Source organism: Roseateles chitinivorans (assembly GCF_002761755.1).
GTDB lineage: Bacteria > Pseudomonadota > Gammaproteobacteria > Burkholderiales > Burkholderiaceae_C > Roseateles > Roseateles chitinivorans.
Genome location: NZ_PEOG01000045.1, coordinates 1 through 26452 on the forward strand (window position 1 = coordinate 1; position 26452 = coordinate 26452).

The 26452-nt window shown below is 67.6% G+C and carries 35 protein-coding genes and 1 pseudogene; 29 read left to right on the forward strand and 7 right to left on the reverse strand.

Going from position 1 to position 26452, the window contains the following annotated elements; genetic code table 11:
• Nucleotides 1–180 (reverse strand): annotated as a pseudogene (locus CS062_RS16240) (cell division protein FtsZ); the annotation flags it as partial.
• On the opposite strand from CS062_RS16240, the gene CS062_RS27195 reads away from it, so the two are divergent.
• From CS062_RS27195 to CS062_RS16325, 18 genes are all read left to right on the forward strand, one after another.
• Nucleotides 181–315: a hypothetical protein gene (locus tag CS062_RS27195; protein ID WP_259373112.1), complete on the forward strand. Its 135-nt coding sequence runs from the start codon at nt 181–183 to the stop codon at nt 313–315.
• Nucleotides 315–521, forward strand: coding sequence for a hypothetical protein (locus CS062_RS16245; RefSeq protein ID WP_099862644.1), 207 nt, complete (start codon nt 315–317; stop codon nt 519–521). Before CS062_RS27195 ends, CS062_RS16245 begins: the two co-directional genes overlap by 1 nt.
• Before the next feature lie 62 nt (nt 522–583).
• The gene (locus tag CS062_RS16250) at nt 584–1702 is read left to right on the forward strand and encodes a N4-gp56 family major capsid protein (RefSeq protein WP_099862645.1); all 1119 of its coding nucleotides are present in this window, start codon (nt 584–586) and stop codon (nt 1700–1702) included.
• A gap of 61 nt (nt 1703–1763) precedes the next feature.
• Complete coding sequence (locus CS062_RS16255; RefSeq protein WP_099862646.1) at nt 1764–2231, forward strand: hypothetical protein; 468 nt, start codon at nt 1764–1766, stop codon at nt 2229–2231.
• Between the two features lie 92 nt (nt 2232–2323).
• Entirely contained in the window at nt 2324–2737 is a 414-nt protein-coding gene (locus CS062_RS16260) for a hypothetical protein (protein ID WP_099862647.1), read from the forward strand.
• A gap of 7 nt (nt 2738–2744) precedes the next feature.
• Nucleotides 2745–3362: a hypothetical protein gene (locus CS062_RS16265; RefSeq protein WP_099862648.1), complete on the forward strand. Its 618-nt coding sequence runs from the start codon at nt 2745–2747 to the stop codon at nt 3360–3362.
• A 1-nt stretch (nt 3363) separates the two neighbouring features.
• Nucleotides 3364–4038: a phage adaptor protein gene (locus CS062_RS16270; protein WP_099862649.1), complete on the forward strand. Its 675-nt coding sequence runs from the start codon at nt 3364–3366 to the stop codon at nt 4036–4038.
• 1 nt (nt 4039) lies between these two features.
• Nucleotides 4040–4300 carry a hypothetical protein gene (locus CS062_RS16275; protein WP_099862650.1) on the forward strand — a complete coding sequence of 87 codons (261 nt, stop codon included), beginning with the start codon at nt 4040–4042 and terminating at the stop codon, nt 4298–4300.
• Nucleotides 4297–4797, forward strand: a complete 501-nt coding sequence (locus tag CS062_RS16280; protein ID WP_099862651.1) for a glycoside hydrolase family protein — start codon at nt 4297–4299, stop codon at nt 4795–4797. The genes CS062_RS16275 and CS062_RS16280 overlap by 4 nt, the downstream gene beginning before the upstream one ends.
• Nucleotides 4798–6441 (forward strand): hypothetical protein, encoded by a 1644-nt coding sequence (locus tag CS062_RS16285; RefSeq protein ID WP_099862652.1) that lies wholly within the window; start codon nt 4798–4800, stop codon nt 6439–6441. It begins immediately after the preceding gene.
• Complete coding sequence (locus CS062_RS16290; protein ID WP_099862653.1) at nt 6434–8473, forward strand: hypothetical protein; 2040 nt, start codon at nt 6434–6436, stop codon at nt 8471–8473. The genes CS062_RS16285 and CS062_RS16290 overlap by 8 nt, the downstream gene beginning before the upstream one ends.
• Nucleotides 8470–9492: a hypothetical protein gene (locus CS062_RS16295; protein ID WP_099862654.1), complete on the forward strand. Its 1023-nt coding sequence runs from the start codon at nt 8470–8472 to the stop codon at nt 9490–9492. The genes CS062_RS16290 and CS062_RS16295 overlap by 4 nt, the downstream gene beginning before the upstream one ends.
• A 1-nt stretch (nt 9493) precedes the next feature.
• Nucleotides 9494–9787, forward strand: coding sequence for a hypothetical protein (locus tag CS062_RS16300; protein ID WP_099862655.1), 294 nt, complete (start codon nt 9494–9496; stop codon nt 9785–9787).
• 37 nt (nt 9788–9824) lie between these two features.
• Complete coding sequence (locus CS062_RS16305; RefSeq protein WP_099862656.1) at nt 9825–10253, forward strand: GNAT family N-acetyltransferase; 429 nt, start codon at nt 9825–9827, stop codon at nt 10251–10253.
• Nucleotides 10231–11148 (forward strand): hypothetical protein, encoded by a 918-nt coding sequence (locus tag CS062_RS16310; RefSeq protein ID WP_099862657.1) that lies wholly within the window; start codon nt 10231–10233, stop codon nt 11146–11148. The genes CS062_RS16305 and CS062_RS16310 overlap by 23 nt, the downstream gene beginning before the upstream one ends.
• A 5-nt stretch (nt 11149–11153) precedes the next feature.
• Entirely contained in the window at nt 11154–12926 is a 1773-nt protein-coding gene (locus CS062_RS16315; protein ID WP_099862658.1) for a hypothetical protein, read from the forward strand.
• Complete coding sequence (locus CS062_RS16320) at nt 12923–15112, forward strand: hypothetical protein (protein ID WP_099862659.1); 2190 nt, start codon at nt 12923–12925, stop codon at nt 15110–15112. Before CS062_RS16315 ends, CS062_RS16320 begins: the two co-directional genes overlap by 4 nt.
• A complete protein-coding gene (locus tag CS062_RS16325) occupies nt 15109–16443 on the forward strand; it encodes a hypothetical protein (RefSeq protein WP_143742371.1) in 1335 nt (444 codons plus the stop codon). Before CS062_RS16320 ends, CS062_RS16325 begins: the two co-directional genes overlap by 4 nt.
• A gap of 7 nt (nt 16444–16450) precedes the next feature.
• Here CS062_RS16325 and CS062_RS16330 read toward each other — a convergent pair whose 3' ends face one another.
• Entirely contained in the window at nt 16451–17314 is an 864-nt protein-coding gene (locus tag CS062_RS16330) for a hypothetical protein (protein WP_143742372.1), read from the reverse strand.
• 166 nt (nt 17315–17480) lie between these two features.
• Between CS062_RS16330 and CS062_RS16335 the strand changes: the two genes are divergently transcribed.
• On the forward strand, nt 17481–17678 hold the full coding sequence (locus CS062_RS16335) for a hypothetical protein (RefSeq protein ID WP_099862662.1): 198 nt from the start codon (nt 17481–17483) through the stop codon (nt 17676–17678).
• Between the two features lie 21 nt (nt 17679–17699).
• Nucleotides 17700–18449, forward strand: a complete 750-nt coding sequence (locus CS062_RS16340) for an SOS response-associated peptidase (protein ID WP_099862663.1) — start codon at nt 17700–17702, stop codon at nt 18447–18449.
• Between the two features lie 270 nt (nt 18450–18719).
• On the opposite strand, the gene CS062_RS16345 is transcribed toward CS062_RS16340, so the two are convergent.
• The 4 genes from CS062_RS16345 to CS062_RS16360 all read right to left on the reverse strand — a co-directional run bounded on the left by CS062_RS16345 (nt 18720) and on the right by CS062_RS16360 (nt 20906).
• Nucleotides 18720–18917 (reverse strand): hypothetical protein, encoded by a 198-nt coding sequence (locus CS062_RS16345; RefSeq protein ID WP_143742373.1) that lies wholly within the window; start codon nt 18915–18917, stop codon nt 18720–18722.
• 456 nt (nt 18918–19373) lie between these two features.
• Nucleotides 19374–19748, reverse strand: a complete 375-nt coding sequence (locus tag CS062_RS16350; protein ID WP_143742374.1) for a hypothetical protein — start codon at nt 19746–19748, stop codon at nt 19374–19376.
• A 26-nt stretch (nt 19749–19774) separates the two neighbouring features.
• Nucleotides 19775–20239, reverse strand: a complete 465-nt coding sequence (locus CS062_RS16355) for a hypothetical protein (protein WP_099862666.1) — start codon at nt 20237–20239, stop codon at nt 19775–19777.
• Between the two features lie 292 nt (nt 20240–20531).
• Nucleotides 20532–20906 carry a site-specific integrase gene (locus tag CS062_RS16360; protein WP_233218096.1) on the reverse strand — a complete coding sequence of 125 codons (375 nt, stop codon included), beginning with the start codon at nt 20904–20906 and terminating at the stop codon, nt 20532–20534.
• On the opposite strand from CS062_RS16360, the gene CS062_RS16365 reads away from it, so the two are divergent.
• The 8 genes from CS062_RS16365 to CS062_RS16400 all read left to right on the forward strand — a co-directional run bounded on the left by CS062_RS16365 (nt 20898) and on the right by CS062_RS16400 (nt 25030).
• Complete coding sequence (locus CS062_RS16365) at nt 20898–21161, forward strand: hypothetical protein (protein WP_099862667.1); 264 nt, start codon at nt 20898–20900, stop codon at nt 21159–21161. The two genes, CS062_RS16360 and CS062_RS16365, sit on opposite strands and share 9 nt — an antisense overlap.
• Nucleotides 21162–21588: 427 nt before the next feature.
• Nucleotides 21589–21954 (forward strand): hypothetical protein, encoded by a 366-nt coding sequence (locus CS062_RS16375; RefSeq protein ID WP_099862668.1) that lies wholly within the window; start codon nt 21589–21591, stop codon nt 21952–21954.
• Nucleotides 21929–22462, forward strand: coding sequence for a hypothetical protein (locus CS062_RS16380; protein ID WP_099862669.1), 534 nt, complete (start codon nt 21929–21931; stop codon nt 22460–22462). Before CS062_RS16375 ends, CS062_RS16380 begins: the two co-directional genes overlap by 26 nt.
• Nucleotides 22459–22659 (forward strand): hypothetical protein, encoded by a 201-nt coding sequence (locus CS062_RS16385; RefSeq protein WP_099862670.1) that lies wholly within the window; start codon nt 22459–22461, stop codon nt 22657–22659. The genes CS062_RS16380 and CS062_RS16385 overlap by 4 nt, the downstream gene beginning before the upstream one ends.
• 24 nt (nt 22660–22683) lie before the next feature.
• The gene (locus CS062_RS16390) at nt 22684–23118 is read left to right on the forward strand and encodes a DUF1064 domain-containing protein (RefSeq protein WP_233218097.1); all 435 of its coding nucleotides are present in this window, start codon (nt 22684–22686) and stop codon (nt 23116–23118) included.
• A gap of 118 nt (nt 23119–23236) precedes the next feature.
• Nucleotides 23237–23764, forward strand: coding sequence for a terminase small subunit (locus tag CS062_RS16395; RefSeq protein WP_099862671.1), 528 nt, complete (start codon nt 23237–23239; stop codon nt 23762–23764).
• A gap of 250 nt (nt 23765–24014) precedes the next feature.
• Nucleotides 24015–24404 carry a hypothetical protein gene (locus tag CS062_RS25870; RefSeq protein ID WP_143742375.1) on the forward strand — a complete coding sequence of 130 codons (390 nt, stop codon included), beginning with the start codon at nt 24015–24017 and terminating at the stop codon, nt 24402–24404.
• Nucleotides 24405–24499: 95 nt separating this feature from the next.
• Complete coding sequence (locus CS062_RS16400) at nt 24500–25030, forward strand: phosphatase domain-containing protein (protein WP_099862672.1); 531 nt, start codon at nt 24500–24502, stop codon at nt 25028–25030.
• A 16-nt stretch (nt 25031–25046) separates the two neighbouring features.
• Here CS062_RS16400 and CS062_RS16405 read toward each other — a convergent pair whose 3' ends face one another.
• On the reverse strand, nt 25047–25655 hold the full coding sequence (locus CS062_RS16405) for a hypothetical protein (protein WP_099862673.1): 609 nt from the start codon (nt 25653–25655) through the stop codon (nt 25047–25049).
• A gap of 100 nt (nt 25656–25755) precedes the next feature.
• Between CS062_RS16405 and CS062_RS25875 the strand changes: the two genes are divergently transcribed.
• The gene (locus tag CS062_RS25875; RefSeq protein WP_143742376.1) at nt 25756–26394 is read left to right on the forward strand and encodes a hypothetical protein; all 639 of its coding nucleotides are present in this window, start codon (nt 25756–25758) and stop codon (nt 26392–26394) included.
• The last annotated feature ends 58 nt before the right edge of the window (nt 26395–26452 follow it).

Consider the following 26452-nt stretch of genomic DNA (forward strand, 5'->3'; position numbering starts at 1 on the left):
CTCGCGCGCCCGCGCCACCACGTCCAGCATGTCGGGGAACTCCGGCATCGCGCCGATGCCGTCGGCGAAGGCCTGGATCTTCTGCACGAACTCCGAGTACTCGATCTCGTTGAGCGCGCCGCTGCGGCTCCTGCAGCGCGTACCCCGCCTGTCGCCGCCGCCCCGACCACGCTCGCCCATGTGCCCGGCGGCGATCACCCCGGCGACACCGGCGACGAGTTCGCCGAGCTCGACTCGCTGGACGGCGACAAGCTCGAAGCCAAGCTGGCCCGCATGACGCCGGACCAGCGCTCGCGCTACCTCGCGGGGACCTGATGACCAACCGCAAGTCGTCGCTCGTGATGGACCTGCAGCCCGGCGAGGCCCTCGTGCTCGCCGGCGCGATGGTCCAGGTCGTCCACAAGAGCGGGCGTGTCGCGCGGCTGCGCGTCACCGCCCCCGTCGATCTCAAGATCGAGAAACGTCGCGACGGCGACCTTGCCGAAGTCGTGCCAAGGATGGCGCAATCCGATCACGGCTGAACAAGCCGCAACGTCAAGCCCGAGCGCAGGAGGTGCTCTTTCAAACCTGAAGGAGTATCTCCATGGCCCGTACCATCGTTGGCGTCAACGACCCGAAGGCCGTCAAGCGATTCGGCGGCATGCTGGCGCTCGACACCTCGCAATCCTCGTACTGGAACCAGCGCTTCATGGCGCGCGGCGCCGAGGCCGAGGTCCCCATCCAGATCCTGACCGACCTCGAGTCGGATGCCGGTGAGCAGATCACCTATGACCTGCTGGCTGAGCTGCGCATGGCGCCGGTCGAGGGCGAGGACACCCTCGAGGGCAAGGAAGAAGCGCAGAAGTTCTACACCGACCAGATCTACATCGATCAGGCCCGGTGCGGTGTGAACACCGGCGGTCGCATGACCCGCAAGCGCACGCTGCACAACCTGCGTGAAAAGGCCAAGCGTCAGCAGTCCAACTGGTGGGCGCGCCTGCAGGACGAACTGCTGTTCATCTACCTGTCCGGCAACCGGGGCATCAACCCCAACTTCCTGCTGCCGCTGAACTACGCCGGCCGCGCCAACAACGCGCTGTTCGCGCCCGACGCCAACCACCAGCTGTTCGGCAACGACGCCACCGCGTTCAACAACATCGACGCGAACGACAAGTTCGATCTGCGCCTGGTCGACCGCGCGAAGACCCGTGCCGACAGCCAGGGCGGCGGCGCCACCGGCATCCCGGTCCTGCAGCCCTGCAAGATCGACGGCAACGAAACCTTCGTGTGCGTGATGCACACCTTCCAGGAAGACGACCTGCGCGCCAACACGTCGACCGGCCAGTGGATGGACATCCAGAAGGCGGCGGCTTCGGCCGAGGGCCGCAACAGCCCGCTGTTCAAGGGCTCGCTGGGCATGTACCGCGGCTGCATCTTGCACAGCCACCGCAACGTCATCCGCTTCAACAACGCGGGTGCGGGCGGCAACGTCGAGGCGGCGCGTGCGCTGTTCCTGGGCTCGCAGGCCGCGGTCGTGGCCTTCGGTTCCCCGGGCACCAACATGCGCTTCACCTGGAACGAGGAGACCCGCGACAACGGCGACAAGGTCGTGATCACCACGTCCTCGATCTTCGGCGTCAAGAAGGTCCGGTTCACGGTGGACGGTCAGGGCGACCAGGACTTCGGCGTCTTCGCGCTGGACACGGCGGCGGCCAACCGCTGATCGGACACCGGCCGCTTCAGCGGTCGGTCTTCAACAGGACCCAACCTTCTAGGAGATCAACGTGTCCTTCACGAACAGCAACGACTACATCACCGGCCGCAAGCCGGTGGTCTATCCCGCCGGCGCCGAGATCGTCGCCGTGCGCTTCCCGCTGGCGGTGCTCGCCGCCGACCTGGCGCTGAACAACGCCGGCCAGATCGGCATCCTGCCCGCGGGCTGCATTCCGGTGGACGTGCAGGTCGACGGTACCGACGTCGACACCGGCGCCGCCGCAATGGTCCTGCAGGTCGGCATCCTGAATGCGGCCGGCACCGACCTGTCGACGGACGCCGCCGACGGCGGCAAGAACTGGGGCTCCACCGTGGCCGCCAACACCGACTTCCAGCAGCGTCTGACCTTCAACGGCAACGCCCTGGCGAACGTGCAGCCGTCGGCCGTCGATCGCCGCATCGGCCTGAAGGTCAGCACCGCGCCGACGGCCGCCGCCGCCGGCACCCTCGGCGTCACCGTCTTCTACCGCGCCGCCTGAGGCCGACTGACTCGGTCGCCTCCGGCCGATCGCCACACCGGGGGAGGCTGCGCGCTTCCCCTTTTTCTTCCCGACCCTGAAGGACCCCGACCATGAAGCTCCAGACCACGATCAAGCCGCGTCGCGATGGCACCGTCATCGTCCGCGGCGCCAACGGCCAGCCGTTCACCTTCGCACCCGACTCGTTCGGCGATCTCGTCTGCGACGTCGACGACCCCGCGCTGTTGGAGCGGCTGCTGAACTCCGAGGACTTCGGGCCGATCGACCCGGCCGACTTCCAGGCCGCCTCGACGCTGGTTGCGCCCGTGGGCACCTTGCTCGACAGCGCCCTGGATGCTGTCGGCCACACGCCCGAGGGCTCGCCGCCCGGTGAAGGCGAGGATGAGCCCGACGACGAGGGCGACGAGAACGCCGCGCCGGTCGAGGGCGCCGCTGAGCTGCCGTCCGCGCCGATCGAGGGCGCTGCCGCCCAGGCCGCCGTCCGCCAGTCGCGCCGCCGCACCTGAGGCCCGCATGGCCCAGTGGTCCTATTTCCTGCCGGACCTGCTGCCCCACGTCACCGGGGCGGCGGAGCCGACCATCGCGCGGGCCCTGCGGCTCGCGGCGCAGGACTTCTTCAAGCGGACGCGGGCCTGGCGCCCGTGGCTGCCGGAGATCGTGACCATCGCGGGCCAGCGGACCTACGCGCTGACGTTGCCGGCCGGGGCCGTCGTTGAGCGCCTGGAGCGCGCCACGCTCAACGGCAGCCCGATCGACGTCCTCAACTTCAACTGCTTCGAGGCCGACCCGGAGCTGCATCCCAGCCTCGACGCCGGCGTCGCCTCGCGCGACCGCGTCAACGTGCTCACGGCCACGGACTACGGCGCCGGCGCCAAGCTGCAGTTCCAGGCCTCGCTCAAGCCAGGCGACACCGCGACGGGCATCGCCGACGACATGGCGATCCAGTTCCGCGACGCGCTGGTGAGCGGCGCCAAGAAGCGGCTGCTGCTGAACCCGAAGGCCGACTACTTCAGCCCCGAGCTGGCGTCGATCGCCGCCGGCGAGTACGAGGCCGCGATCGGCGCCACACAGGCGCAGGTCTTCCGCAACTTCACGAACGCGACGCCGCGCCAGCGGCCGCAGTGGTGCTGACATGGCGGTCGCAGCCAAGCAAGTCATCCGGCGCGTCGTCGACATCCTCGTCGACGTCGGGTCCGTGGCATGGCAGGTCGACGAACTCGTGCGATGGCTCAACGACGGCCAGCGCGAGATCGTGATCCAGCGCCCGGACGCCACCGCCGCGGTCATCGCGCTGCCGCTCGTCGCCGGCTTCCGCCAGGCGCTGCCGGCGACCGCCGTGAAGCTGCTGGACATCCCTTGCAATACCGACGGCGGCCCGGTCCGCCAGACCGAGCGCCGCGAGCTCGACGAGATCGAACCGGGCTGGCGCCAGCTCGCCGGCGTCACCGTGATCCAGCACTTCATGCACGACCCGAGGGCCCCGCGCCTCTTCGAGGTCTATCCGCCGGCGGCCGCCGCAGGCGCCTCGGTGGATGCGCTGGTCTCGATCTACCCGACGGACATCGTCGTCCCGAACCCGGGCCAGACCTGGAACGACGTCGCCGGAAACATCGCCGTGGCCGACATCTACCAGTCCGCGCTGGTGGACTACGTCCTCTACCGCTCCTACAGCAAGGCCAACGAATACGCCGGCAACGGCGCACGCGCGCAGGCCCATTACGGCGCCTTCGCGAACACGCTCGGCATCGAGGTCAGCGCCTCGCTGACCGTCACACCGAAGACCAATCGACCCGGGGAGGCGGGCTGAGATGAAGCAAGAGATGAAGGACATCGTCACCGAGCTGGCGACGCGCACGGCACCGGCTGGCGGGCTCACGCTGGCCTCGGCGCCGTGGTGGCAGCACGTCAACTGGGTCGCCGTGGGATCCGGCGTCCTCGTCGTGCTGCAGATCCTTTACCTGCTGCGGAAGTGGTGGCGCGAGGAATCGGACTGGGGCCAGAAGCTCAAGCGCAGGTTCTCGCGCAGGCCTGTCGCAACCGACACCGCCGACATGGAGCTGGACGAATGAGCAAGCTCCGCATCGCCATCGGCGCGCTGACGCTCAGCGCGGCCGCACTGGTCGGGCTCGCCACCCACGAGGGCTACACCGACACCGCCGTGATCCCGGTCAAAGGCGACGTGCCGACGCTCGGCTTCGGCAGCACCACGCACGAGGGCGGCGACCCGGTGCGCATGGGCGACAAGACGACGCCGGTGAAGGCGCTGCAGCGGACCCTGGCCTACACGCAGAAGGCAGAGGCCGGCTTCAAGGGCTGCGTCCGGGCTCCGCTGCACCAGGAGGAGTTCGACCTCTACCTGGACTTCAGCTACCAGTACGGCATGAGCGCGACCTGCCGCAACCTGGCGCCGCTGCTCAACGCCGGTCGATACCGCGAGGCCTGCGACAAGCTCCTCGAGTTCCGCTTCGTCAACAAGTTCGATTGCTCCACGCCCGGCAACAAGACCTGCATGGGCGTCTGGACGCGGCAGCTCGAGCGGCACCAGCGCTGCATGGCGGTGCAGTGAATGGCGCGGATCCGTCTCGCTACCTTCGCCGGCGCCGCGAAGGCCCCTCACCCGAAGCTGCTGCCGGAGGCGATCGGCGTCGTCTCGCAGAACCAGAAGCCGGGCCGCGGTGACCTGCGGCCGCTGAAGGCTCCGGCCGCGCGCGCCGTCGTGCCCGCCGGACGGAAGTCGATCTATCGCATGGGCCGCGATGTCGCCAGCGACACCAACTACTGGCTGAGCTGGGCGACGCCGACGAGCGTGGTGCGCGGCTTCAACTCGGCCGACAGCGGCGAGCGGACCTACTACACCGGCGACGGATTCCCGAAGTGGACGGACACGACGATGGCGCTGGGCGCGAACCCACCGACGGCGTGGCGGGCCCTGGGCCTGCCTGCACCGGCCGCGGCGCCGACGCTGGCCGCCGCCGGCGGCTCCAGCACCGAGATGGAGACCCGGACCTACGTCTATACCTACGTCAGCGACATCGGGGAGGAGGGCGCTCCATCGCCCGGCGCCACGATCACCTGCAAGGCCGATGACACCGTGACGCTCAGCGCGCTGTCGGCGGCGCCGGGCGGGAGCTACGGCATCAACCGGATCCGGGTGTATCGAACCGAGACCGGCAGCTCCGGCAGCACGTCGCTCTTCTTCCTGCGCGAGATCATCTCGACGGCCACCGGCACGACGGACGACAACCGCGCGCTGGGCGAAGTGCTGCCGTCGCTGACCTGGGTGCCGGCACCTGGTGTGCCGCAGGGTGGGGCGCTGAACCTGACGGAACCGCCGCTGCACTCGCTGACCCCGCTGTGGAACGGCATGCTGGCCGGGATCTCTGGCCAGGAGATCCGCTTCTGCGAGCCCTACACCGCGTCGGCCTGGCCCATGCAGTACGGCCTGACGCCGTCGGACGTGACGCCGATCGCGCTGGCCGCCTTCGGTCAGACGCTGGTCGTCGCCACCAACGGCCGTCCGGTGGTGTGCACCGGCGGCACGCCGGACAGCATGGACGAGCAGCCCGTCGAGTTCTTGCAGGCCTGTGTCGCAGCCGCGTCCATGGTCAGCGTCGGGCACGGCGTCGCCTGGGCTTCGCCGGACGGCTTGGCGTACCTCGGTTCGGCAGGCCCGCGCCTGCTGACAGCTCAGTCGATGACGCGCGACGACTGGCAGGCGCTGCGGCCGGAGACCATCATCGGCGCCTTCTTCGAGGGCCGCTACTACGGCTTCTACTCGCCGGCCGAGGGCGTCCAGGCGTCGTTCATGGTGGACCCGTCCTATCCGGACGGGATCTTCTTCTCCGACGTCGGCGCCGACGCGGTCTATGTCGACGACCTGCAAGACGCGATGTTCATCCTCAGCGGCACCAGCGTGCAGCGCTGGGATGCCGGCGCTGGGCTTTCCGCGCGCTTCCGCAGCAAGGTCTTCGACCACATGGCCCCGGTGCCCGGCTTCAGCTGCGCCAAGGTCATCGCCGACACCTATCCGGTGACGCTGCGCGTCTTCGCCGATACCGGGCTCGTGGCGGACGTCAGCGTGCCCAGCACGGCACCGGTGCGGCTGCCCTGCGGCTTCCGGACTTTCACCACGCAGATCGAGGTGGAGACCGCCGGCGCGGTGCAGGGCGTCGCGATCGCGCACTCGCTCGAGGAGCTCCGCGATGGTTGACCGCCGCAAGGACATCCCGGCCGTCAACAGCCCGAACTTCCTTCAGAAGGTCCGGGAGGCGATGTCGACCTACCTCGGCAACCTCGGCGACAAGCTCGATCGCGGCGTCACCGTGCGCGACCTCGTCGACGCCGGCCTTGTCGAGCTGAATGCCGGCTACCTGGTCGGCAGCGGCGGGAAGGCGCCGATCAAAGGGCCCGCGCCAGGCATCGGTGGCGGGGGCGGCGAGTCCGTGGAGCCCGACCTGACGCCGCCGCCGACACCCACCGGCGCGCAGGTCACGCCGACCTTCAACACGCTCATCATCGAGCACGACCTGCCGACCTACACGCAGGGGCACGGCCACGCCCGCACCCGCGTCTATGGCGCGCAGTGGGTCAGCGGACCGCTGCCGACGTTCTCGTCGGCGGAGCTGATCACCGAGTTCACCGGCACCGTGTTCGCCCATCCGACGACGCTGGGCACGACGTGGCACATCTGGTTGAAGTGGGTCAGCGAGGACGGCGTCGAGTCATCGATCCCGGCCGGCGGCACGAATGGCATCGCGCGCACGACGGGCAAGGTCGGCAACAGCGACCTCGGCCCGCTGATCGTCGAGGCCGGCAACTTGGCCAACGGTGCCGTCTCGGCCGCGAAGCTGGCCGCGCAGGCGGTGGACCTCACGAAGTTCGCTAGCGGCATCGAGCCGGCGACGATCGTCGGCGCCGTGCCCGGCAGCTTCGTCACCCGGCTGGTCTTCAACACCGGCGACTGGAAGCTCTATCGCTGGAACGGGACCGCCTACACGGCGACGGTACCGGCGACCGACCTCACTGGCCAGATCGTCGCAACGCAGATCACCGACGGGGCGATCACGACGCCGAAGATGGCGGCGAACTCGATCAGCGGCGACCGCATCCAGGCCGGCACGCTCGACGCCAGCAAGATCGTCGCCGACAGCATCACGGCCGGCCAGATCGCGGCCGGAGCGATCGGCGCCAGCGAGATCGCCGCCGGGGCAATCACGACGGGAAAGCTGCTGGTGACGGGACGAGGCGCTGCCCTGAACGATGACCCGGCGGTGCAAGACATCTCTGCTTGGAACTGCACGCACTCGATGAGCGTCGGCACTGGCGGGGTTCTTCGCTTCGAGAACGGCACGACGACGGCCGGAGCAATCGGCTCGCGGTACGTCACTGTGTTCGGCGGCACCACAGATGTGTGGTTCTGGTCCCGGCGGGTCCCGGTGGCGCCGAACAAGACCTACAAGGCCGTCGCGAACCTTTACGCGGGTGCCGGGAACAACCGGAACATGTATGTGTTCCTTCGGATGTGGCGTGCCAATGGCACGGAGGTCGGTGGCGGCGATACAGGTTGGGGCGGAACCCTGTCTGGATACGTCTACGGTGGACTGCCTCCGACGAATGTGTGGACCCGCCAAGGCGCGCTCTTTGGCGCGAACACTCCACGACCCATCCCTGCCGATGTGGTTGAAATCGCTGTGGGGGTCTGGTTCCAGTATTCCGACGGTACCGGAGCCGTGCAGCAGGCAGCGCAGGACATTCGACTGGAGGAAGCGATCGGCGCCGACCTCATCGTCGATGGCGCCATCATCGCCAGCAAGCTGTCGGCCGGCGCCATCGCGGTCGGCTCCGCAGCGATCCAGGACGGTGCCATCCGCAACGCCCTGATCGAGAACCTCGCCGTCGACAACGCGAAGATCGCCGATGGCGCCATCAGCACCGTCAAGATCGGCGACGCGCAGATCACCAACGCGAAGATCAAGGACGCTGCAATCACGCACGTCAAGATCCTCGACGGCGAGATCACCAACGCGAAGATCCAAGACGCGGCGATCACCTCGGCCAAGATCGGCAACGCGCAGGTCAACCTCGTCCACATCAACACCGCGTCGATCGGCAGTCTGTCGGCGGTGTCGGCCACGATCGGCGTGCTGCGCACCGTGCCGTCGGGCGCGCGGGTCGAGATCCGCGACAACCTCATCCAGGTTTTCTACTGGAACGACCAGGAGGCCGTGCGGATCTCATCATGACGTTTCGGTGCCGCGACCTCAGCGGGAACATCATCTTCGACGCCGACACGATGCCGACGGCTGGGGTGTGCCTCGGTGCCTTCGACATCCCAGCGGGCGTGGCGTTCTCGCAGACCTTCCCCGGCTACACCGGCTCCACCATTCGCGTCCTCGACGCCCGCGGTTCGACGGCCTGGGGCTACACGGTGGACAACGATCTGGGCTATCCGCGCGTTACCTCACCAGCCGTCGCCGGCGATCGCTATTCCGTCACCGTCTGGGCGATGACGAAGCCGTCGTTGACGCCCCCGACTGGGATCGTGGTGACCCGGGCCGACCAGACCTCGATCGTGCTCGCGCCAGGCGGCACCGGGCTTTACTACCTCGGCAGCGCGTCCGTGGTCTCCACGACGGCGAACTCGGGGCTCCTCACCGGCTCGGGCTCGATGGGCTATCACACGCTGGAGTTCACCTCGTCGGTGCCCATCATCCCGGTGCTGGAGGTGCTCCAGGGCTACCACACCCAGCTGATCGAGGTCACGCGCCCGACCTCGACGCTGTACCGATTCAAGGCGCGGCGCTGCGATCAGTCCAGCTCGGATGCCACAGGCTTCGCGACCCTGTTGGCGCCGCGCATCCTTTGCTACGGGCGCCGGACGTCGCCGATCGGCCCGCCGTTCTGCTACGTGAAGCGAGAGAACGGTGAACTGGCATGGGACCTCATGGCCGGGCAGAACGTCCTGCTCGGCGCCCTTGCGACGCCCACCATCGCAGCTTCCGCCGGGTCGCAGAGCTTCGCCGTCGGCAACGCCTCGGAGACCTATGGCGTGATCGGACCGAACGGCGGCTTCCGCAGGACCGGCACGGTGTCCGGCGCGACATGGCGGATGCGCGAGCTGGAACGGATGTTCAACCGGTCCAGCGACGGCAACCTCGTCTCCAACGAGATCGCGACTTTCTCCTACCTCGCGGACTCGAACGAGACCTCGAGCCTGCAGTACGTCGCGCCACTCTTCGTCACACGTCACACGGGGATTTGAAATGGAACTGCTCCAAGAGATCAGCCTCAACGGGCTGCCGCTGACCTACCACCGAATCGAGACCATGGAGGTTGACCTGCTGCGCGCCGTGGTGTCGCTGCGCGTGCAGTCCTGGTTCAGCCAGGCCGCGGCCGACTCCGGATCGCCGCCGCACCGCGCGCACGCCGTCGTCTCCATCGGAGACCCGCAGGAACTGGGGACGGTGCTGCTGCGGGCGCTGAACGGCGGGCCGCTGCAGGGCGCGCAGATCCTGCCGCCGCCGACGCCGCCAACGGCGCAAGACCCGTCGGCCTGATGCGGGGCCAGCGTGCCAAGGATGGCAGTCTGGCGCGATGAGCGCAGAGCTGGTTTTCAACCTCACCGAGGTCGCCGACTTCATGCGGACGCGGTTGCCCGGCTTCCGCCTCTGCGAAGGGGCACGGGCCATCGGCCTGCGCCGCGACGGCGTCATCGTCGCCGGGGTCATCTACGAGGGGTTCAACGGGCCCAACATCTGGATGCACGTCGCGGCGGTGCCCGGCCGGCGCTGGCTGACCCGGGAGTACCTGCTGGCCTGCTTCCGCTACCCGTTTGAGGTCTGTGGGGTGCAGCGGATCACGGGCTACGTGGACGCCAGCAACACGGATGCGCGGCGCTTTGATGAGGCGCTCGGTTTCAAGGAAGAGGCACGCCTGAAGGGCGCCGCAGAGGATGGCGGTGATGTGATTCTCTATGTGATGCGTCGAGAGGATTGCCGCTATGGGACGGTTTCACCGAACTGACTTCGACCTGCTGCCGGAACACGCGTTCCGGCCGCGGGCAGGCCGCCGTGGCGGCATGACCCTGGAGGGCGGCGGCAAAGGCAGCAGCGCGCCGGCTCCCGATCCGCGTCTCGTCGAGGCGCAGATCAAGTCCATGGGCATCCAGGACAACGCGATTCAGCAGATGCTGGCCAACAGCAACGAACTCGCGCCGCTGCAGAAGCAGCAGCTGCAGTTTGCGCTGGACAGCAGCAAGACGGCCTACGAGCAGTCCCAGTCCGACCGGCAGTGGCTGCTGTCGCGCCGGGACCAGCTGTCGGGCATGCAGGACAAGCTGGTCAAGGAAGCCCAGGACTTCAACACCGACGCGCGCCGCGAGGAACTCGCCGGCCAAGCCATGGCCGACGTCAACGCCGCGGCATCGAGTGCGCGCGACCAGTCCGCGCGCAGCATGGCGCGGATGGGCATCAATCCGGCCAGCGGCCGCGCCGCCGCTATGGACCAGCAGCTGCAGCTCACGCAGACCGTGGCCGGCGCCGGTGCCGCGAACAACGCCCGCACCGCGGCGCGAGAGGAGGGCCGCGCCCTGACCGACCGTGCCGTCAACGCGCTGGCCGGCTACCCAGCGATGAGTTCGCAAGCAACGACCACCGGCGCCGCGCTTGGCGGCAGTGGCGTCGGCCTGACGTCGGCTTCCCTCGCAGGGCAGAACTCGGGCTATGGCTCAGCAGCGCAGATCGCTGCCCAGATGGGTGCCAACGCCACGAGCATGTGGGGCCAGCAGGCCTCCTACAAGACGCAGCAGGACCAGCTCAACCAGGGCGAAGGCTTTGGCGGTCTGCTAGGTGGCCTGGGCGGTCTCGCAGCCGGCGTCGGTTCGCTGTACGGCAGCGGGCTCTTTGGAAAGAAGGGGTGATCGATATGGCTCGACGCAGCGGATTCTCGGACTTCGTTCGGAACTTCGGGCTCGCCTATGACACGACGCGACGGGTCGGTGACGACATCCAGCTCGCTCAGATCGCGAATGCCAAGCCTGAGCAGTCGCAGGGCTTCACGGCTGAGGACGGCAAGCAGCTCGAGGCCATCGCCAATGCGAAGGACGCCGACGGGAAGCCGCTCTACACGCTCACCGCCAACGAGGACGGCAGCTATGACGTCGCGTCGGCCGCGGACCCGTCGATGCGCGGCACCGTCGCGCAGCGCGGCGTCACCGACTTCCTCGGCAACCGTACCGCCGGGACCCTGACCGATGACCAGGTCACCTCGGCGCGCCAGCAGGCCATGGCCGGCGTGATCTCGCGCACCAATCCCCTTGCCGGCATGCAGATGCTGAACAGCATCAAGCAGGGGCTGCGCGATGACCAGCGCTTCGGCTGGGAGCAGGCCACCAATGAGCGAGCGCTGCGCAAGGCGGACCAGGCCGACGCGGACGAGGAAGCCATTCGCGGCGCCGACGCGGCGACCTCCGAATGGCTGCAGAACCGCCTGCGCGGCGAGGATGGAACGACCCGCGCGGGCACGGTGGACGACCACCTCGCGGCCTCCAGCTTCCGTGCGATGAAGCTGGCGGAGGCAGGCCGGCTCAACGAGGCGAGCCAGGTCTACCGCGACTACGCGGCGCAGTCGATGATCAAGCTGCAGATGGAGGGTGCCGAGCGCGAGCAGGCGCTGGGCAAGGCCTCGGCTGCGCTGGCGGCCGGGGACCTGGACGGCGTGAAGGACTTCTACAACCGCTTCATCCCCGACGGCGCCCACGTCACCAGCGTCACGCGCGGCAAGGGCGGCCAGATCGTGATCGAGCGAGAGACCTCGGACGGCCGCAAGCTGCCGTCGACGGTGATGAAGGACACCGGCCAGCTCGCGTCGGCGCTGACCGCGTTCAAGGATCCGATGGCGATCTACAACTACGCGCAGAACGAGTTCCGGAACAACCTGGCCATCCGGGCCGACAACCGGGCCGCAGCCGCGAACAGCAGGGAGCAGGCCGCCTTCGACGCCCAGGCGCCGCAGCGCCAACTCGCGAGCACGGTGGCGACGCTGCAGCTCGGCCTGGGCAACACCGACGACCCGAAGGAACGAGCCGACATCTCCGCCAAGCTCGGCGCCGTGACCGCCGGTGCCTTCGGTGCCAAGAAGGACCCGCCGACGGGGTACCGCTGGAAGACGGACGGCAGCGGGCACCTCGAGCCCATCCCGGGCGGTCCGGGCGACAAGGCCGGCGCCCCGGGCAAGATCCCGGGCGAGGTGCAGCGGATGAACATCGCGATGCGCTCACTGAAGCAGGGCTTGAACGAGTACGAGACCGAGCTGAAGCGCTTCAACCCGCGAAACCCTGGCGATCAGGTCTCGCCCGAGGCCCGCGCGCGGATCCAGTCGCTGGTCGCCGACTTGCAACTGCAGTTCAAGGAAGCCCAGGCGCTGGGTGCGCTGGCCGGACCGGACATCGAACTCATCAACAAGGCCCTGGCGAGCCCGACGTCGTTCCAGGGCGCTTCCTTTGGCCGGGACGGTCTCTACGCTCAGCTCGGCGAGGTCCGCAAGGCGCTCGACCGCCGCGAGGCCGCGATCGCGCGGGAGTTCAACCTGCCCGCGCCGGCTGGCGCCGCCTCGCAGCCCGCGGCGGCGCCGGCAGCGGCCGCCGCCTCGGGCGCGGCGACGGACTACAGCAACCTCTGGGGAGGCAAGAAGCCATGACCAAGAAGTGGGCCGAGGTCATCGCGACGCCTGAGTTCCGCGCGCTGAAGCCTGAGGACCAAGAGGCGGCGCGGGCTCAGTACTTCGCAGAGGTTGTCGCCCCTCAAGTCCCCAAGGACCAGGTCGACGCCGCGCGGTCGCAATTCGATGCCGAGTACGGGATCGGCGGCTCGCAGGTCCAGGCGCCGGCTGCTCCGCAGCGCAGTACCGGGCAGGAGATCGCGCGGCAGCTCGGTCTCACGGTGCGTCACAGCATCGCTGGGCTCACCGCGCTGCCGGGCATGGCGGCCGACGTCCTCGGCGCCGCGTACAACAAGACGGCCGACGCCGTCGCTGGCGAGAACAACGGGTTCCGCTTCCTGCCGACTTCAGTGGCGCTGCAGCGGAACATGACCACGGCGGGCCTGCCGGCACCCGAGACCGCGACCGAGCGCGTCGTCGGCGATGCCGCCGGCGCGATGGCCGGCGCGGGCGCGTCGGCGGCCGTGGGTAAGGTCCTGTCCGGGTCGGCCAGCAGTGTTGCCGCCAACGTAGGCACGAAGCTCCAGCAGGGCATGGGAGCCCAGACCGCAGCCGCCGCCAGCGGCGGCACCGCCGCCGGCGTCACTCGCGAGAACGGTGGCGGCATCGGCGCGCAGATCGCGGCCGGGGTCATCGGCTCCCTGCTGCCGGGCGGCGCGCCGGCGCTGGCGCGCGAAGGGACTCGGCGCCTGCTTCGCGGCGGCGAAGAGGGCCGCCAGCGCGTCGAGCAGGCCGTCCAGCTCTTCGACGAGGCCGCGGGCACGACGCCGAGCCTCGCGCAGGCGACGCAGGGGCGCGTCGCGACCGCTCTGGAGTCCGGGCTCGCGAAGGTTCCCGGCGGCGCCGGCGTGATCTCCAAGTTTGCGCAGCGCCAGGCCGACGACATGCAGGCCGCCGTGCAGAAGCTGTCCGATGACCTCGCGCCCGGCGCCAGTGCGGTCAACGCGGGCGAGGCCATCAAGCGGGGTGTCGAGACGTTCAAGCGCGGCTTCAACGAAGTGCAGGCCGGGCTCTACGAAGAACTCGGGGAACTGCTGCCCAAGGGCCAACCCATCGCGGTCGATCGCACGCGTCAGGCGCTGGCCGAGATGAATGCAGGGATCGAAGGCGCTCCGAACCTGTCGAAGTGGTTCAAGAATGCCAAGATCCAAGGCATCGAGAAGGCGCTTGGCGACGATCTCAACCTTTCGACCCAGGTGCCCGGGCAGAGCTCCGTGATGCCGATGGCTTCGCCACCGCCCGCGCTGCCCTACGAGGCCATCAAGAAGCTGCGCACGCTGGTGGGAAAGGAGATCACCGACGGCTCGCTGGTGTCGGATGTTCCTCGATCGAAGTGGCGGGCCCTTTATGGGGCGCTGTCTGAAGACCTCGGCGACGCCGCCAAGGCCGCGGGGCCGCGAGCAGAGGAGGCCTGGGCGAAAGCCAACGACTACACCTCCAAGCACATGCAGCGCCTCGAGGAGCTGTCGGGCATCGTTGGCCGCGACGCGCCGGAGAAGGTCTTTTCGGCCGCGATCGCAGGCACTGCCGAGGGCGACACCATCATCAAGCGCGTGATGTCGGCGCTGCCGCTGGAGGAGCGCAACCAGGTCGCGGCCGCGGTGCTCCAGCGCATGGGGCGCGCCACCGCCGGCCAACAGAACGCCATGGGCGACGCCTTCTCGCCCGAGACGTTCTTGACCAGCCTGGCCAAGATGAGTCCGCCGGCGCGGCAGACGATCTTCGGCGCCACGAGTTCGGACGACCTGCTCAAGCGCCTCGGTCAGATCGCGAAGATCTCGGAGACCCGGCGGGAGGGCAGCAAGGTCTTCGCGAATCCGAGCGGGACCGCCGGCGCAGGCGCGCAGATCGCGGTGGGGTCCGGGCTTGGCACGGCTGGGGTCCATGCGTTGAGCACCGGCGACGTGCTGCCGGTACTTGCCGCGACGGCGCCCATCGTGGGCTCCAACCTCGCGGCCCGCGTGATGACCTCGCCGAGGGTCCTGAGGATGGCGGCCAGTCGCACGCAGCTCTCTGACGGTGCTCCCGCGGTGGCCGTTGGCGCGGCAAGCCGCCTGAACAGCGCCGGTGACCTCGATCCCAGCGAGCGCGCCGTCGGCGAGGTCTACATGACCCCGCGCGGTCGCTTCGTCTGGCTCGGCAACGGTTGGGGGCCTGCGCGATGAGCGATCTGCAGCCCTTGACCGACGCCGAGGTCTTCGGTGCAGCGCAGCCCAGCGTGGACGCCAGCGCGCCCCAGGTGCTGACGGACGCCGACGTGTTCGCGCCGGCGGCACCCCAAGCCGGCGGAGCGCCCGGCGCTGTGACCTGGTTCAACGATGCCGGCGGCGACAGCCTGGGCGGCCAGTTCGCTGTCGTCGACCTTGGCGACATCACGGCCTCACACGACGCCGATCTCCGGCCGCGCGACGAACACGACGCGGGCATCGCGACTCAGGGCCGAGAGCGGGCGGACCTTGAGCAGCGTGTCGGCAACATCGTGCGGAACTTCGACCCCGCCCAGCTCGGCGCAGCGGAGACCGCAGCCGAGGGGGCTCCCGTGGTCGGCGAAGACGGCCACGTCGAGGACGGCAACGCCCGGGCCATCGCGCTGCAGCGGGTCTTCCTGGCCAACGGCCAGAAGGCGGAAGACTACCGGCAGTACCTGCGAGAGCAAGCGCCAGCGCTGGGCATCGACCCGGCCGTTATCGATGAGCTGCGCAAGCCGGTGCTGGTCCGGGTCCGGACGACGCCCACGGACCGTGCTGCCGTGGGCAGAAAGCTCGGCGACGTCGACCTCGTGCCGACGATGCGCGAGTCGTCGACCGAGCTGGCTCAGGCGATCGGAAGCGGCGAACTCGACCTCGAGGCCGAGGGCGGGCTCAGCCCGGAGACCAAGGACATCTTCTCGTTCCTGGCGAACAGCGCGGACCGCCCGGACGAGATCAGCGACATCATGACCGCGGCGAGGAGCGTGCTCGATGGCCTACCTGCAGAAGACGCCGTCCGGCGATACCTTGGCCAAGACCAAGAAGCTGGCGACGACCCTGGAATCGAACCCGCGGCTGCGCCGCGCGATGGCGGCGGTGATCCGCGCAATCAGGGACCGGGCGGAGAGCCTGGCGGGCTAGAGGACTGGCAGGACTTCCCCGCCGAAAGCGGGCACCGCGGCATCGCGCGCGAGGACATGCCGCAGATTCGAGCCGAGCACCGCGGCGCCCTGACGCAGTTCCTGCTGGCGCGCGGGATCCCTCACGAGCAGGACGAGATCGCCGCCGAAGACCTGAAGCCAACGCAGGCCCGATGGTCGCCTGCCAAGGTCGCCGAGGCGGCGAACCGCGAGGGAGGGGAGAGGTCGATCCTGATCTCGTCTGATGGGCACGTCATGGATGGACACCATCAATGGCTCGCCGCACTCGCGAACGAGGCGCCGGTGAGAGTCATCAGGTTTGCGGCGCCGCTGGATCAGCTGCTCGAAGAGGCCAAGCAGTTCCCGAGTGCAGGGGCCGCCGCGTAGGGGCGGCTCAGTGGAGCCAGCCGAAGGTCTTGATGCCGGCCCAGGCCAGGTAGCCGACGAAGAACACCACGATCGCGGCGAGGGCGAGGACCTGCAGAACGATGCCGTTCTCGTCCTTGTTCTTCAGGCGCGTGTTCTCGGCGCGCAGCAGATCCTGGGCCTCTTGCAGGCTCATCGGACGGGCGTTGGGATCGAACTTGTACGCCATGAAGCCAGCATACCAGCCGGCGATGCGTCGCCTCCACCCGAGGAAAGTCCCACCGACGCGGAGCTGGCGCTCCGCCAGCAGCACCGTGCCCTGCAACTGGTCGGCGCACACAGCCCGATCCAGCAGCAGCACTTCGCGGGCGACATGGCCGGCCACGGCGGCGGCCTGCTTTTGAAGCGGTCGCGCCACTGCCATCTCCCCCGTCCGCGGATCGATGGAGCGTTCGGCGATCGTGGCCGCGATCTCGTCGGCCAGCTTCATCGGCGGCAGTGCGACGGTGCCGCCGTCTGCCGCATAGATCTGCTCGATGCGCTGCCGCGTCGCTCGCAGCGCCGGATCCCGACGCGTGCCATCCAGCGTGCTGGCCAGGAACGAGCGCCAGGCGCCGCCCAGCGTTCGGCGCAGGCCGTGATGGCCGACGACCTCGTGCGCGATGACTTCGACGGCTCGGCGCTGGTCCAGCGCGCCAGCGACGAGGAACGTCTCGCCGCGGCGGGATGCGCCTTCGGCGTCGCTCGGCGCGGGAAAGGGGAGATCGGCTGCCGTCGGCACCACATGGATCGGCGGGCAGTCGCGCCACTTCGACGAGAAGTACTCCGCGATCGCATCGATGCGATCGGTCGAGGCCTCTTGTTCTGCTGCGGTCATGTGGGTGCGGGTCACGGCGCGACGATGGGCGCGATCCTACCCGCGCGGCTAGGCCGGCGACACCCGCGAGTACGGGCGTCGGGCGACGTGGCGCGAGGCTCACACCCCCCGAATCTCGCGATAGGGGCTCCACTCCTAGGCCGTTACAGTGCTGATACAAACAAATAAGCTGAGGGATGGGATGAAGGTGATCTGGCGATTGGTCGGAATGGCGCACGCGGTGATCGCAGGCAGTGTGATTGCACTCGGGATCGTTCATTGGCGAGGTGGCGGCAGCGACGTCTTCGGTCACGCGGTCTTCGCGGCGGTGATGCTGCTGGCCTCGTACTGCTTCTTGGCGCTGAGCGGAGGCCGAGCCGGCGCCGAAGAGCGCACCTAGTGGCGCGCTACAGTCGGCGGCATGTGCAACCTCTACCACATGAGCCCGCGCGACGACTTCGAGATCTACGTGCGCCGGCACCTTGGCAAGCTGTGGCTCCCAGAGGCGGCGCCCGCGGGCATCAAGCCGACCGTGGGCCCGTTCGACACAGGCCTGTTCCTTCGCTCGGACGGCGAGGGTGGGGCGGTCGGTGAGTTCGGTCAGTGGGGGCTGATCCGACCCGGCGCGCCGACGCGCAAGGACATGATGCAGCCGAAGACGGTGCCAGGTAAGAAGCCCCCGGCGCCGCGGCCGCGCAGCACGAACAACTGCCGCACCGAAACCGTTGCCACGAGCCCGACCTTCCGGGCGGCCTGGAACGAGGGGCGGCGCTGTCTGATCCCCGCAACCTGGTACCAGGAACCGAACTGGGAGACGGGCAAAAACATCTGGTGGCAGCTGCGCCGCGCCGACGGCCTACCCTGGATGCTGGCCGGCATCTGGAACACGTGGACCGACCCGGCCACCGGCGAGATCGTGCCGAACTTCACCATGTTGACGTGCAACTGCGACGACCATCCGATGCTGGCCCGCTTGCACAAGCCGGACCCGAAGCTGCCGGCGGACAAGCAGGACAAGCGGGCCGTGGTCCACGTCGAGCCCGAGCATTGGGCGACATGGCTGACCGGGACGGTCGACGAGGCTCGCGCGCTGATTCAGCCTGCGCCGGTTGAGGTCTTCGACCAGGCCGACGCGGTCAAGACCGATGAGCTGCTCGCCCGCCTCGTCTAGGCGATTTCCAACGGCGGGGTACCAAGTTGGGGGGAGCTGTCCGCTCATCATTGGCCGTAGACTGCATCTGGGCGTGCAGCGCTGCTGTAGCCCCCTGCGTTTCCTCCCTGAGCAGGAGCCTTAGCGATGACAGCGCAAGGCTTTCAGGCCTCGGCCACGCGCCGAGGCCTTCTTTCTTCGGCGACCCGTCTCGCGAAGACTCCACCGCCCGCCTTCAACTGCCCGGCTGGGACAAGCCGAAGGTGTGGCACCGCGGGCTGGCGGCGCCACTCATTTACCTTCGGGGCTCGCGAGCAGCTCGAGCGTGGTGCGAAGCATCTCGGCCGAATAGTTCCGAGCGTCTTGCAGTTCGCGCGCCATCCGCTCCGCCTTCGGACGGTCGAGCTGCGCCACAGCGGCGCTGAGTTCGAGGCTAAGTCGGTGGGCGTGGGACTCGGCCTCTTGCCAAGTCGTGAGGGCTTGCAGCAACGTTGGCGCCATGCCCTGATCGAGCAAGGCCGGTGCCGGACGGCCTCACTGGCGCCCTGGACAGCACGCGCATCAAGGTCTCCAGGGGTACCGGCTTCACCAAGTTGGCGTTGAACAGCGTCGGCTCGTAGGCCACGTGGTCGCCAGTTCGGCCGTTTGCCGACATGGACACGAGCAGAATCTCCCCTGAGTACCGCCGGCGTGCTGCCACGGCAACCGCCATGGCGCTGCCGGCTCGAAGGTATGGCTCCATGACGACGGCGTCGATGCGCTCGGACTCCAGTCGCAGTAGGGCCTCTTTCACTGTCGCAGCACTCAGCGGCCGCCATCCCTGGGAGGCGAACCAAATCGCAAAGACTTCCGTTGTGTCCGGATAGTCGTCCAGAAGCATGACGGTGGGCTGGGCGGCGAACACGCGCGGATCGTAGCTCTACGTGCTTTCCGAATGCGCGATCGTTACAACTGCCGCCCTTGGCTACGGTCGGTGGCATCGGCCGCCGTCGCGGGGCCCGTGATCTGTAGGGGCTCGATGCTGACGAACTCCTCGGCCAGCGCTTCGTCGAGGTCCTCGCCGTCCAGGCGCAAGACCAGGGCCGGGAATTCCAGGTGCGCCGCATCCAGGGCCGCCAGCTCGGCGTCGCGCCACGGCCGGGCCGCAGCGCTGGGCGGCGAGCCGACGCCGTAGGCCTGGCCGCCCGCGGCGAGAAACGCCGCGACCACGCCGGCGCCCCCGCCGAGGTGCTCCTCCAGCACGCGGCGGATAGTGCGCTCAGCGCCGTCATGATCGCGCGCCAGCACGGCGACTTGGTGCATTCGGAGGACGTAATTCATGGCACTCGGAGCTCGCTGTTTTCCGACTAGCGGTGCAGGTTGTGGGCGCCGTGGTCGCGTGGATCGACTCGGGCGGGCGGCGGAGCCGGAACACCGGTCCTGCCCCATAGGGTCAACGGGACCGACGCTTGGCCCCCCACGTTGATCGTCGACTGGATCTCTTCACAGACCTCCGGCGGAAGCTCCCACATGGCCCAGCTCTGCCGCAGCGAGACCTCCGTACCGTCGATCTCCTCCCGTTCGATGCCGGTGACCGACCAGTAGGCACCGCTGGCGAAGATCACCGTCGCATCCCACAGCGGGCGAAGCTCGTCATTGTCAAGCCCGCGATCACCGTTCAGGGGGACTAGGCGGGCGATGCGCACTGTCCGCCGGGAGGTCGGGTCGAAGCCTTCGGTGAGCCTGAAGCGGCCGCCCTTCGTGGTCGTGACGTGATGTTCCGTGGGCACCTTGCGGCCGCGGCGGAACAGGGGAGTTGCGAGGCAAAACATACTGTATCTTTATACAGTATTTGGGCGACGGTGGCGTGGGAACGGTCGGCCGCAGAGTGAACAACTGCGCGGGCCGTCAACAGCCGTTTGTTCCCAAGAGTCGGCCGCTAGGCCGCGCCAATGCTAGGATGTTGGCTAAGATTGTGATTCTGGTTGTCGTGGGTTCGAGTCCCATCAGCCACCCCACCGAATAAGACAACGCCGACAATGACTTAGGTCTTGTCGGCGTTTTCCGTTGGGCGCCGTGAAACCCGCGAATGATGGGTTTATTTCCCAATTTGGGAAATCGCGGTCAATTCGCCGACCGCGGGACCTCCTTGTTGCGGTCATAAACCTGCGCCGTCGTGGCGGGGTTCTTGTGGATGTCCGGCAGCTTCCCGGTCTGCTGTTTGTGCAGCGTCACGTAGTACGCGCGCAGGTCGTGGAAGGTGAACCGGTCTTCGGCCTTCAGTGCCCCGGCCTTCATGGCGGCATGCACGCTGCGCTGCCAGAGCGTCTTGAAGCCGTCCGCCGTGTACTGGTTGCGATCGCGCGTCGGGAAGACGTAAAGGCATTCGCGGTCGCTTCGAATGGCCTCAAGGCGGTCCAGCAGCTGCGACAGCTGGGAACGCAAGCGCGGTGACCCGCTCTCGGTGGCCCAGCAGTTGGAGCTGATCTGATGTCCCACCCCGCACCGCCATACCTTGCCGACACCAAGGCCAAGGGCTGGCGCTTCGAACTCGACTACGAGCAGGTCGAGCAGTCCGACACCTGGGACCTCGCACCGCCGGGGGCCAAGCCCTGGCTGCTCATGATGTGGTTCGCTGCATGGCGCCAGGCGCCGTGCGGCAGCCTGCCTGCCGACGAGGAGGTGCTGCCGGCGAAGTTCGGCATGCCCGCCGAGCTCTGGCAGCAATACCGCCGCGTCATGCTGCGCGGCTAGTGGGAAGCCAGCGACGGCAGGCTGTACCACGAGACCCTCGCCGCGCGCGTGCTGGAGATGCTGCGGCGCCGCCGCAGCGATGCCGATCGCCAGGCGCTGAACCGTTCGAAGAAGCCGGCGAAGGGTGCGCCGAGCCCGGCTCTGGATCCCGCACCGGTACCGCCCCCGCCGACCACCCCGGCGCCTCCGGCATCCGATCCCATACCTGCTGAAGTCACTGACGTGTCACGCGTGACACCAGCCGGATTCCACCGTGAATCCAGCACCGACCACCGAATACCGAATACCGAATACTGAATACAGAGCATTAGCACCCGCCAACGACGCTCCCCCCGCGGGCGCGCGCGAGGCGCCGCCACCGCCACCGCCACCGCCACCGCCACCGCCACCCGCGACCACGGTTGCCGTCGGTCCGGGCGTCGCCGGCATGCTGTGCCGTCGCCTCAAGGCGCTCGGCATCGGCAACGTCAACCCGAGCAACGTGCGGCTCACCACGCTGCTCGGGGCCGGTGCGACGCCCGAGGAGTTCGTCGCCTCCGTGCCCAAGGCGCTCAGCGCCAAGGACCCCTTCGCCTACCTGCTCGGCATCGTCGAGGGCGAGCGAATCCGCGCCGCCCAGCTGATGCGGCAGGTCCACCACGGGCCGATGCCGTCACAGCCGCAATCCGCCTTCGCTGAGCGCCGACAGCGCCAGCTCGCCGTCGCCGGGGCGCTCACCGGCAAGCCGATGCCGGCACCGCCGCCGGTCCAGCCCGTCGAGGTCATCGATGCAGAAACTCGACTCCTCCCGTGAGCCCGCGCCGGCGGCGCTGCCCGACCACTGGATAACGCGGATCTTCTCCGTGCTCCGCAGCACCTACGGCGCTGCCTTCGATCGCCAGTGGGAGTGCCCGCCCGGGCAAGACCCGGCCCTGTACGCGCAGCAGCTGCGTCGCCACGGGGCGGTGGAGCTGCGGGCCTACGGCCGCGAGCAGACGGTGCAGGCCATCGCCTGGGCGCTGGAGCACCTGCCGCCGGCGCCGCCCAACCTGGTCGAGTTCAAGGCGCTGTGCCGCAGCGCGCCGCGACCGGTCGTCGCCGCGATCTCGTACAGCCGATCCGACCGCTCGCGCGTCGCCAGCGAATTGCAGCGCATCGCGGAAGTCACCGACCGACTGCGCAGTCAACCGGGCGGGAACGCACGGAACTGGGCCTACAGGCTCGCCGAGCGGGCGAGGGAAGAGCTCCGCCTCACCCTCGACCAAAAAAAATGGGCTCTGATCGACGCCGGCGTCATCAAGGCCGAGGAGCCGCGGATGTGACCACGATCGCCGAGATGCTGCCGGTCTTCACCTTCGCCCAACAGCGGGCGACCTGCGAGGCTTGCCGCCACGTCCAGAGACGGGTGCTCGAGAGTTTTCGGGCCAGCACCGTCGTGCTGAAGTGCGGGACCTCCAAGAACACGAACAGCAACTCCTGCAGCCTGCTGCGCGCCCCTGGCCAGCCCTGCGGCTCTTGATGCCAAGCTCTTCGAGGGCCTCGCATGAGCCGCCCAGTGCAGATGTCGCTGCGCGACTTCCTGGATCTCAAGGCCCGCGTCGCCGGCCAGCCGACGCAGCAGCAGCTCCGCGATCAGCCCAGGCCGCCCAAGGGCCGCAGCAAGTACGGGAACCGCAAGGTGCAGGAGGGCGATCTCACGTTCGACTCGAAGGCAGAGCACCGGCGGTGGCATCAGCTGCTGGTCCTGCAGCGGGCCTGCGAGATCACCGAGCTGCAGCGCCGGGTCCGGTACGAGCTGATCCCGGCCACGGTCGGGCCCGACGGCAAGAAGCGTCGGCCCACTGCCTACGTCGCCGACTTCGTCTACCGCACCAAGGATGGCAAGGTCGTCGTCGAAGACGTCAAGGGCGTCGTCACCCCCGAGTTCAAGCTGATGCTGGAGCGCCACGGCATCGGGATCCTGGAAGTCCGGAGCTGACCATGCGCTACGTCGCCTGCATCGCCGCGCTGATCGTCGGCCTCGTCGCATCGCACCTCGGGGTCGCGGAGGCCCCGATCGCCTTCATCCTGGCCCTCTGGCTGGCCCTCAACGAGAAATGACCACTGGATCCACCCCGAAGCGGGAGCGCTTCGCCCAAGAGATCGTCCGAGGCGCAAGCCAGTCGGAGGCCTATCGCATCGCGTTCAAGGCTGACCGCATGAAGCCGGACACCATCCACAAGCGGGCCTCGGAGCTGATGCGGGACGGGTGGGTTAAGGCCAGGGTGGCCGAATTGGCCGCCGGCGTGGAGCGCGAGCTGACCATCGAGGTCGCCGACCTGCTGCGCGAGGCCGGGCGCATCGTCTTCTCCGACATCCGCAAGATCACCAAGCCCAACGGCAGGTTGATGCTGCCGCACGAGCTGGACGCCGACACCGCGGCCGTGATCAAGTCCTTCGAGATCGACAAGGACGGGGCCATCAAGTACGTGTTCTGGGACAAGAACAGCGCGATGGAGCGGCCGTTCAAGCACAAGGGCCTGTTCGAGCTGGACAACAAGCAGAAGGCCGACCCGCTGGCGGAGCTGCTGGGAGCGCTGAAGGGCAACGTCGTCGGGCCGGTGGCTCAGGAGGGGAAGGGCTAATACGAAATCGGCGCGCTGTCGCGCAGCGTAGGATCGCCGCCGGTCGAGGTGGCATCTCGTCGCGCTCACACGGCGCGGCGGACGTCACGAGCCCGCGAAAACCGACAGCCGTGTGGAGTGAGGATCTCCGCAACTGTCGATACATCTTGCAAACCTTCAAATGACTAGAACCTTCGCCCAATCTGCTGCGATAGCGGTCGCCACTTTTCTTTTGTCAGCCTGTCATAGCCTATATAGGGTTGATGAGCGCATGTCCGGCACATCAATTGAGTTCGTGAACGCCGATCAGTATTTTATGTACTTCTTTGAAGGTGAGCCTGGGTGTGCGAAAGTTGTGAAACTGCCTCCGGAATATGAGCCATTTAGGGGCGACGCAAAACCGCTGCCGCTCCTTCCAGGTCGCGAGTTCATGTTTAGTATGGGGGCGGCGAAACCTCAGGGCTACTTCGTCCAAAGCTGCATTTCCACGGTTGCATTCACTCCAGAAGCCGGTGCGAAATACCGGGCACGATTCGTCGTGGAGCCTGATCGTTGCGCAGCCGTCGTTGTCAAAACGTCGAGCGTTACCAATCAATTTATGAACATTCCTGAGCCGTCGCTCCGGAAAATCGATAAGAACGATACTCTCTGCTTCAAGTGAGGCCAGCCGCGAACGTCATAAATTAGTCGTCTCCAATTGCGAGCGTCCGTACCAAGGATGGCAGTCTGCCCGCTCCTCAAGCCTAGGAGCGGCAGATGACCCCCTCCATCTTCGACCTCGACGGCACGCTGGCGCTGATCGAGCACCGGCGGCACCTGGTGGAGCGGTGCGCCAACTGCGACGACAACGGCGTTACCGATTCTGGCGCGACGTGCTTCGTCTGTAGCGGCGCGCCGCGGCCGCCGGACTGGCCCGCATTCTTCGCCGCTTGCGTCGACGACCTGCCGAACTGGCCGGTCATCGCGACCATGATGGGGCTCATCCGTTCCGGCGCCGAGGTGCAGATCTGGAGTGGCCGCAGCGCCGTCGTGATGAACGAGACGCTGGGATGGCTGCACAAGCACGTCTTCGGCGACGGATCGGTCGACCCGGAGGAGGTCGGTCTGACCATGCGCCGCGAGGGCGACTACACGCCCGACGAGCAGCTCAAGGCGAGCTGGTACGACGGGCTCAGCGAGTACGACCGGAAGCGGTTGGTGGCCGTGTTCGATGACCGCGATAAGGTCGTCGCGATGTGGCGGAGCAAGGACGTGGCCTGCTTTCAGGTGGCGCCAGGCGCATTCTGAGGGGAGAGCCGGACATTCAGCTTTTGTCGGCTGCAGGCGCAACCGACGCATCCCATATGCGGTCTTGGATTGCCGCCTGGATCTTCGTCAGCAGGCCGGTCTCTTCCGCTTCTAGGCGCTCGCTTCGCGTTCGCTCAATTGGATGCACTGGCTCGTGGTCAATGCGCAGCTGCAGTTCAATTAGCGCTTCGCCAACGATGCGAAGCAGAGCCAAGATGTCGGTGCGGATCTCGGGTCGGATATAGACCGATCGCTTCTCGACATAACGCACACAACGAAGGCGAAGGTTGTTGCCCTTGTTGTAATCGAACCTTTCTGAGAATTCACGGAGGCGCGTGTTCCGCTCTCTGTAGTCGTCAAGCGCGCGGAGCTCATCCTTTGCCCAGGTTGGCAGCTCAAGGTCACCAATGAACGCCTCTGCATGAGCGGCCGACATGCCCTGGAAGGAGGGTCGGAGCTGCAAAAGCGAGGTCGCACGTCGAGCCCACCAATATGCGTCATAAAGGCGGGACCAAGCACCGCCGAGGACTTCGAACTCCTTGTTGTGAAGAAGCCGCGACCTGTCCAGCGCGCGATCGATCTCAGATTGCAGATGCCGCAGCTTGAGGTTGCCCTCCGTCTCCAACTGGGCCAGCTGGGCCTTGAAGCGCTTGTCGATCCGGGCTGCAATGTAGCTCGCACGCGGCCTCCGCGATACTTTCGGTCACAACAGGAGGAGGGTCGGAATGCAGGAATTCGGTTCATGGTGGTCTTCGGCATTGCCGGTACTTCAGCTAGCGATGACGGGTCTAGGGTCCGCGCTAGGAGCGGTCATCGGTGGCATGGTCGCGATCAAAACCACCACCAGAGCACTGGAAGCTGCGGCGGAACGCGAGCAGATTGCTCGAGAGCACGCACGGCGGAAGGACATTGCAGACGCGCTGCAGGTTAAAGCTGAGCGATATCACTCATTGCTTTGGTCCCTCTCAGCTTTCCAGGCGGATCTGCACGATCGAATTACCGTGTGGGCAAATGTTGCCGGACTGCCCGATCAGGACAGTACCTTCGAGCTGCACATCTCGAAGAGCGTGTTCACAGAGATGAAGGCGCTTGAAGTCTTTGATCTGCGAGTGATGAGGGGAACGTCCCAGCGAATTTTTCGGCTGATGGGCCCCTTCTTCGACCTGAACTGGCACGAAATCTATTACCGGCGTCAGCACGCTAACGGGTGGCCGACAGGACTGGCGGAACAATATATGCGGCGCAGTACAGAACTCCAAAATGCCCTAAATGCGTTCATTGAGCAAGCTGCTGAAGACTTGGTTGTAAGGGTAGCCCTGGCTCGCAGCGAACTCCTTCAGGCCGTCAAGGCGGCCGGGCAATAAGCCAATCGAGCCCTAGGGGCGAGGAAGTCGTACCAAGGATGACAGATTGGCGCCTCTA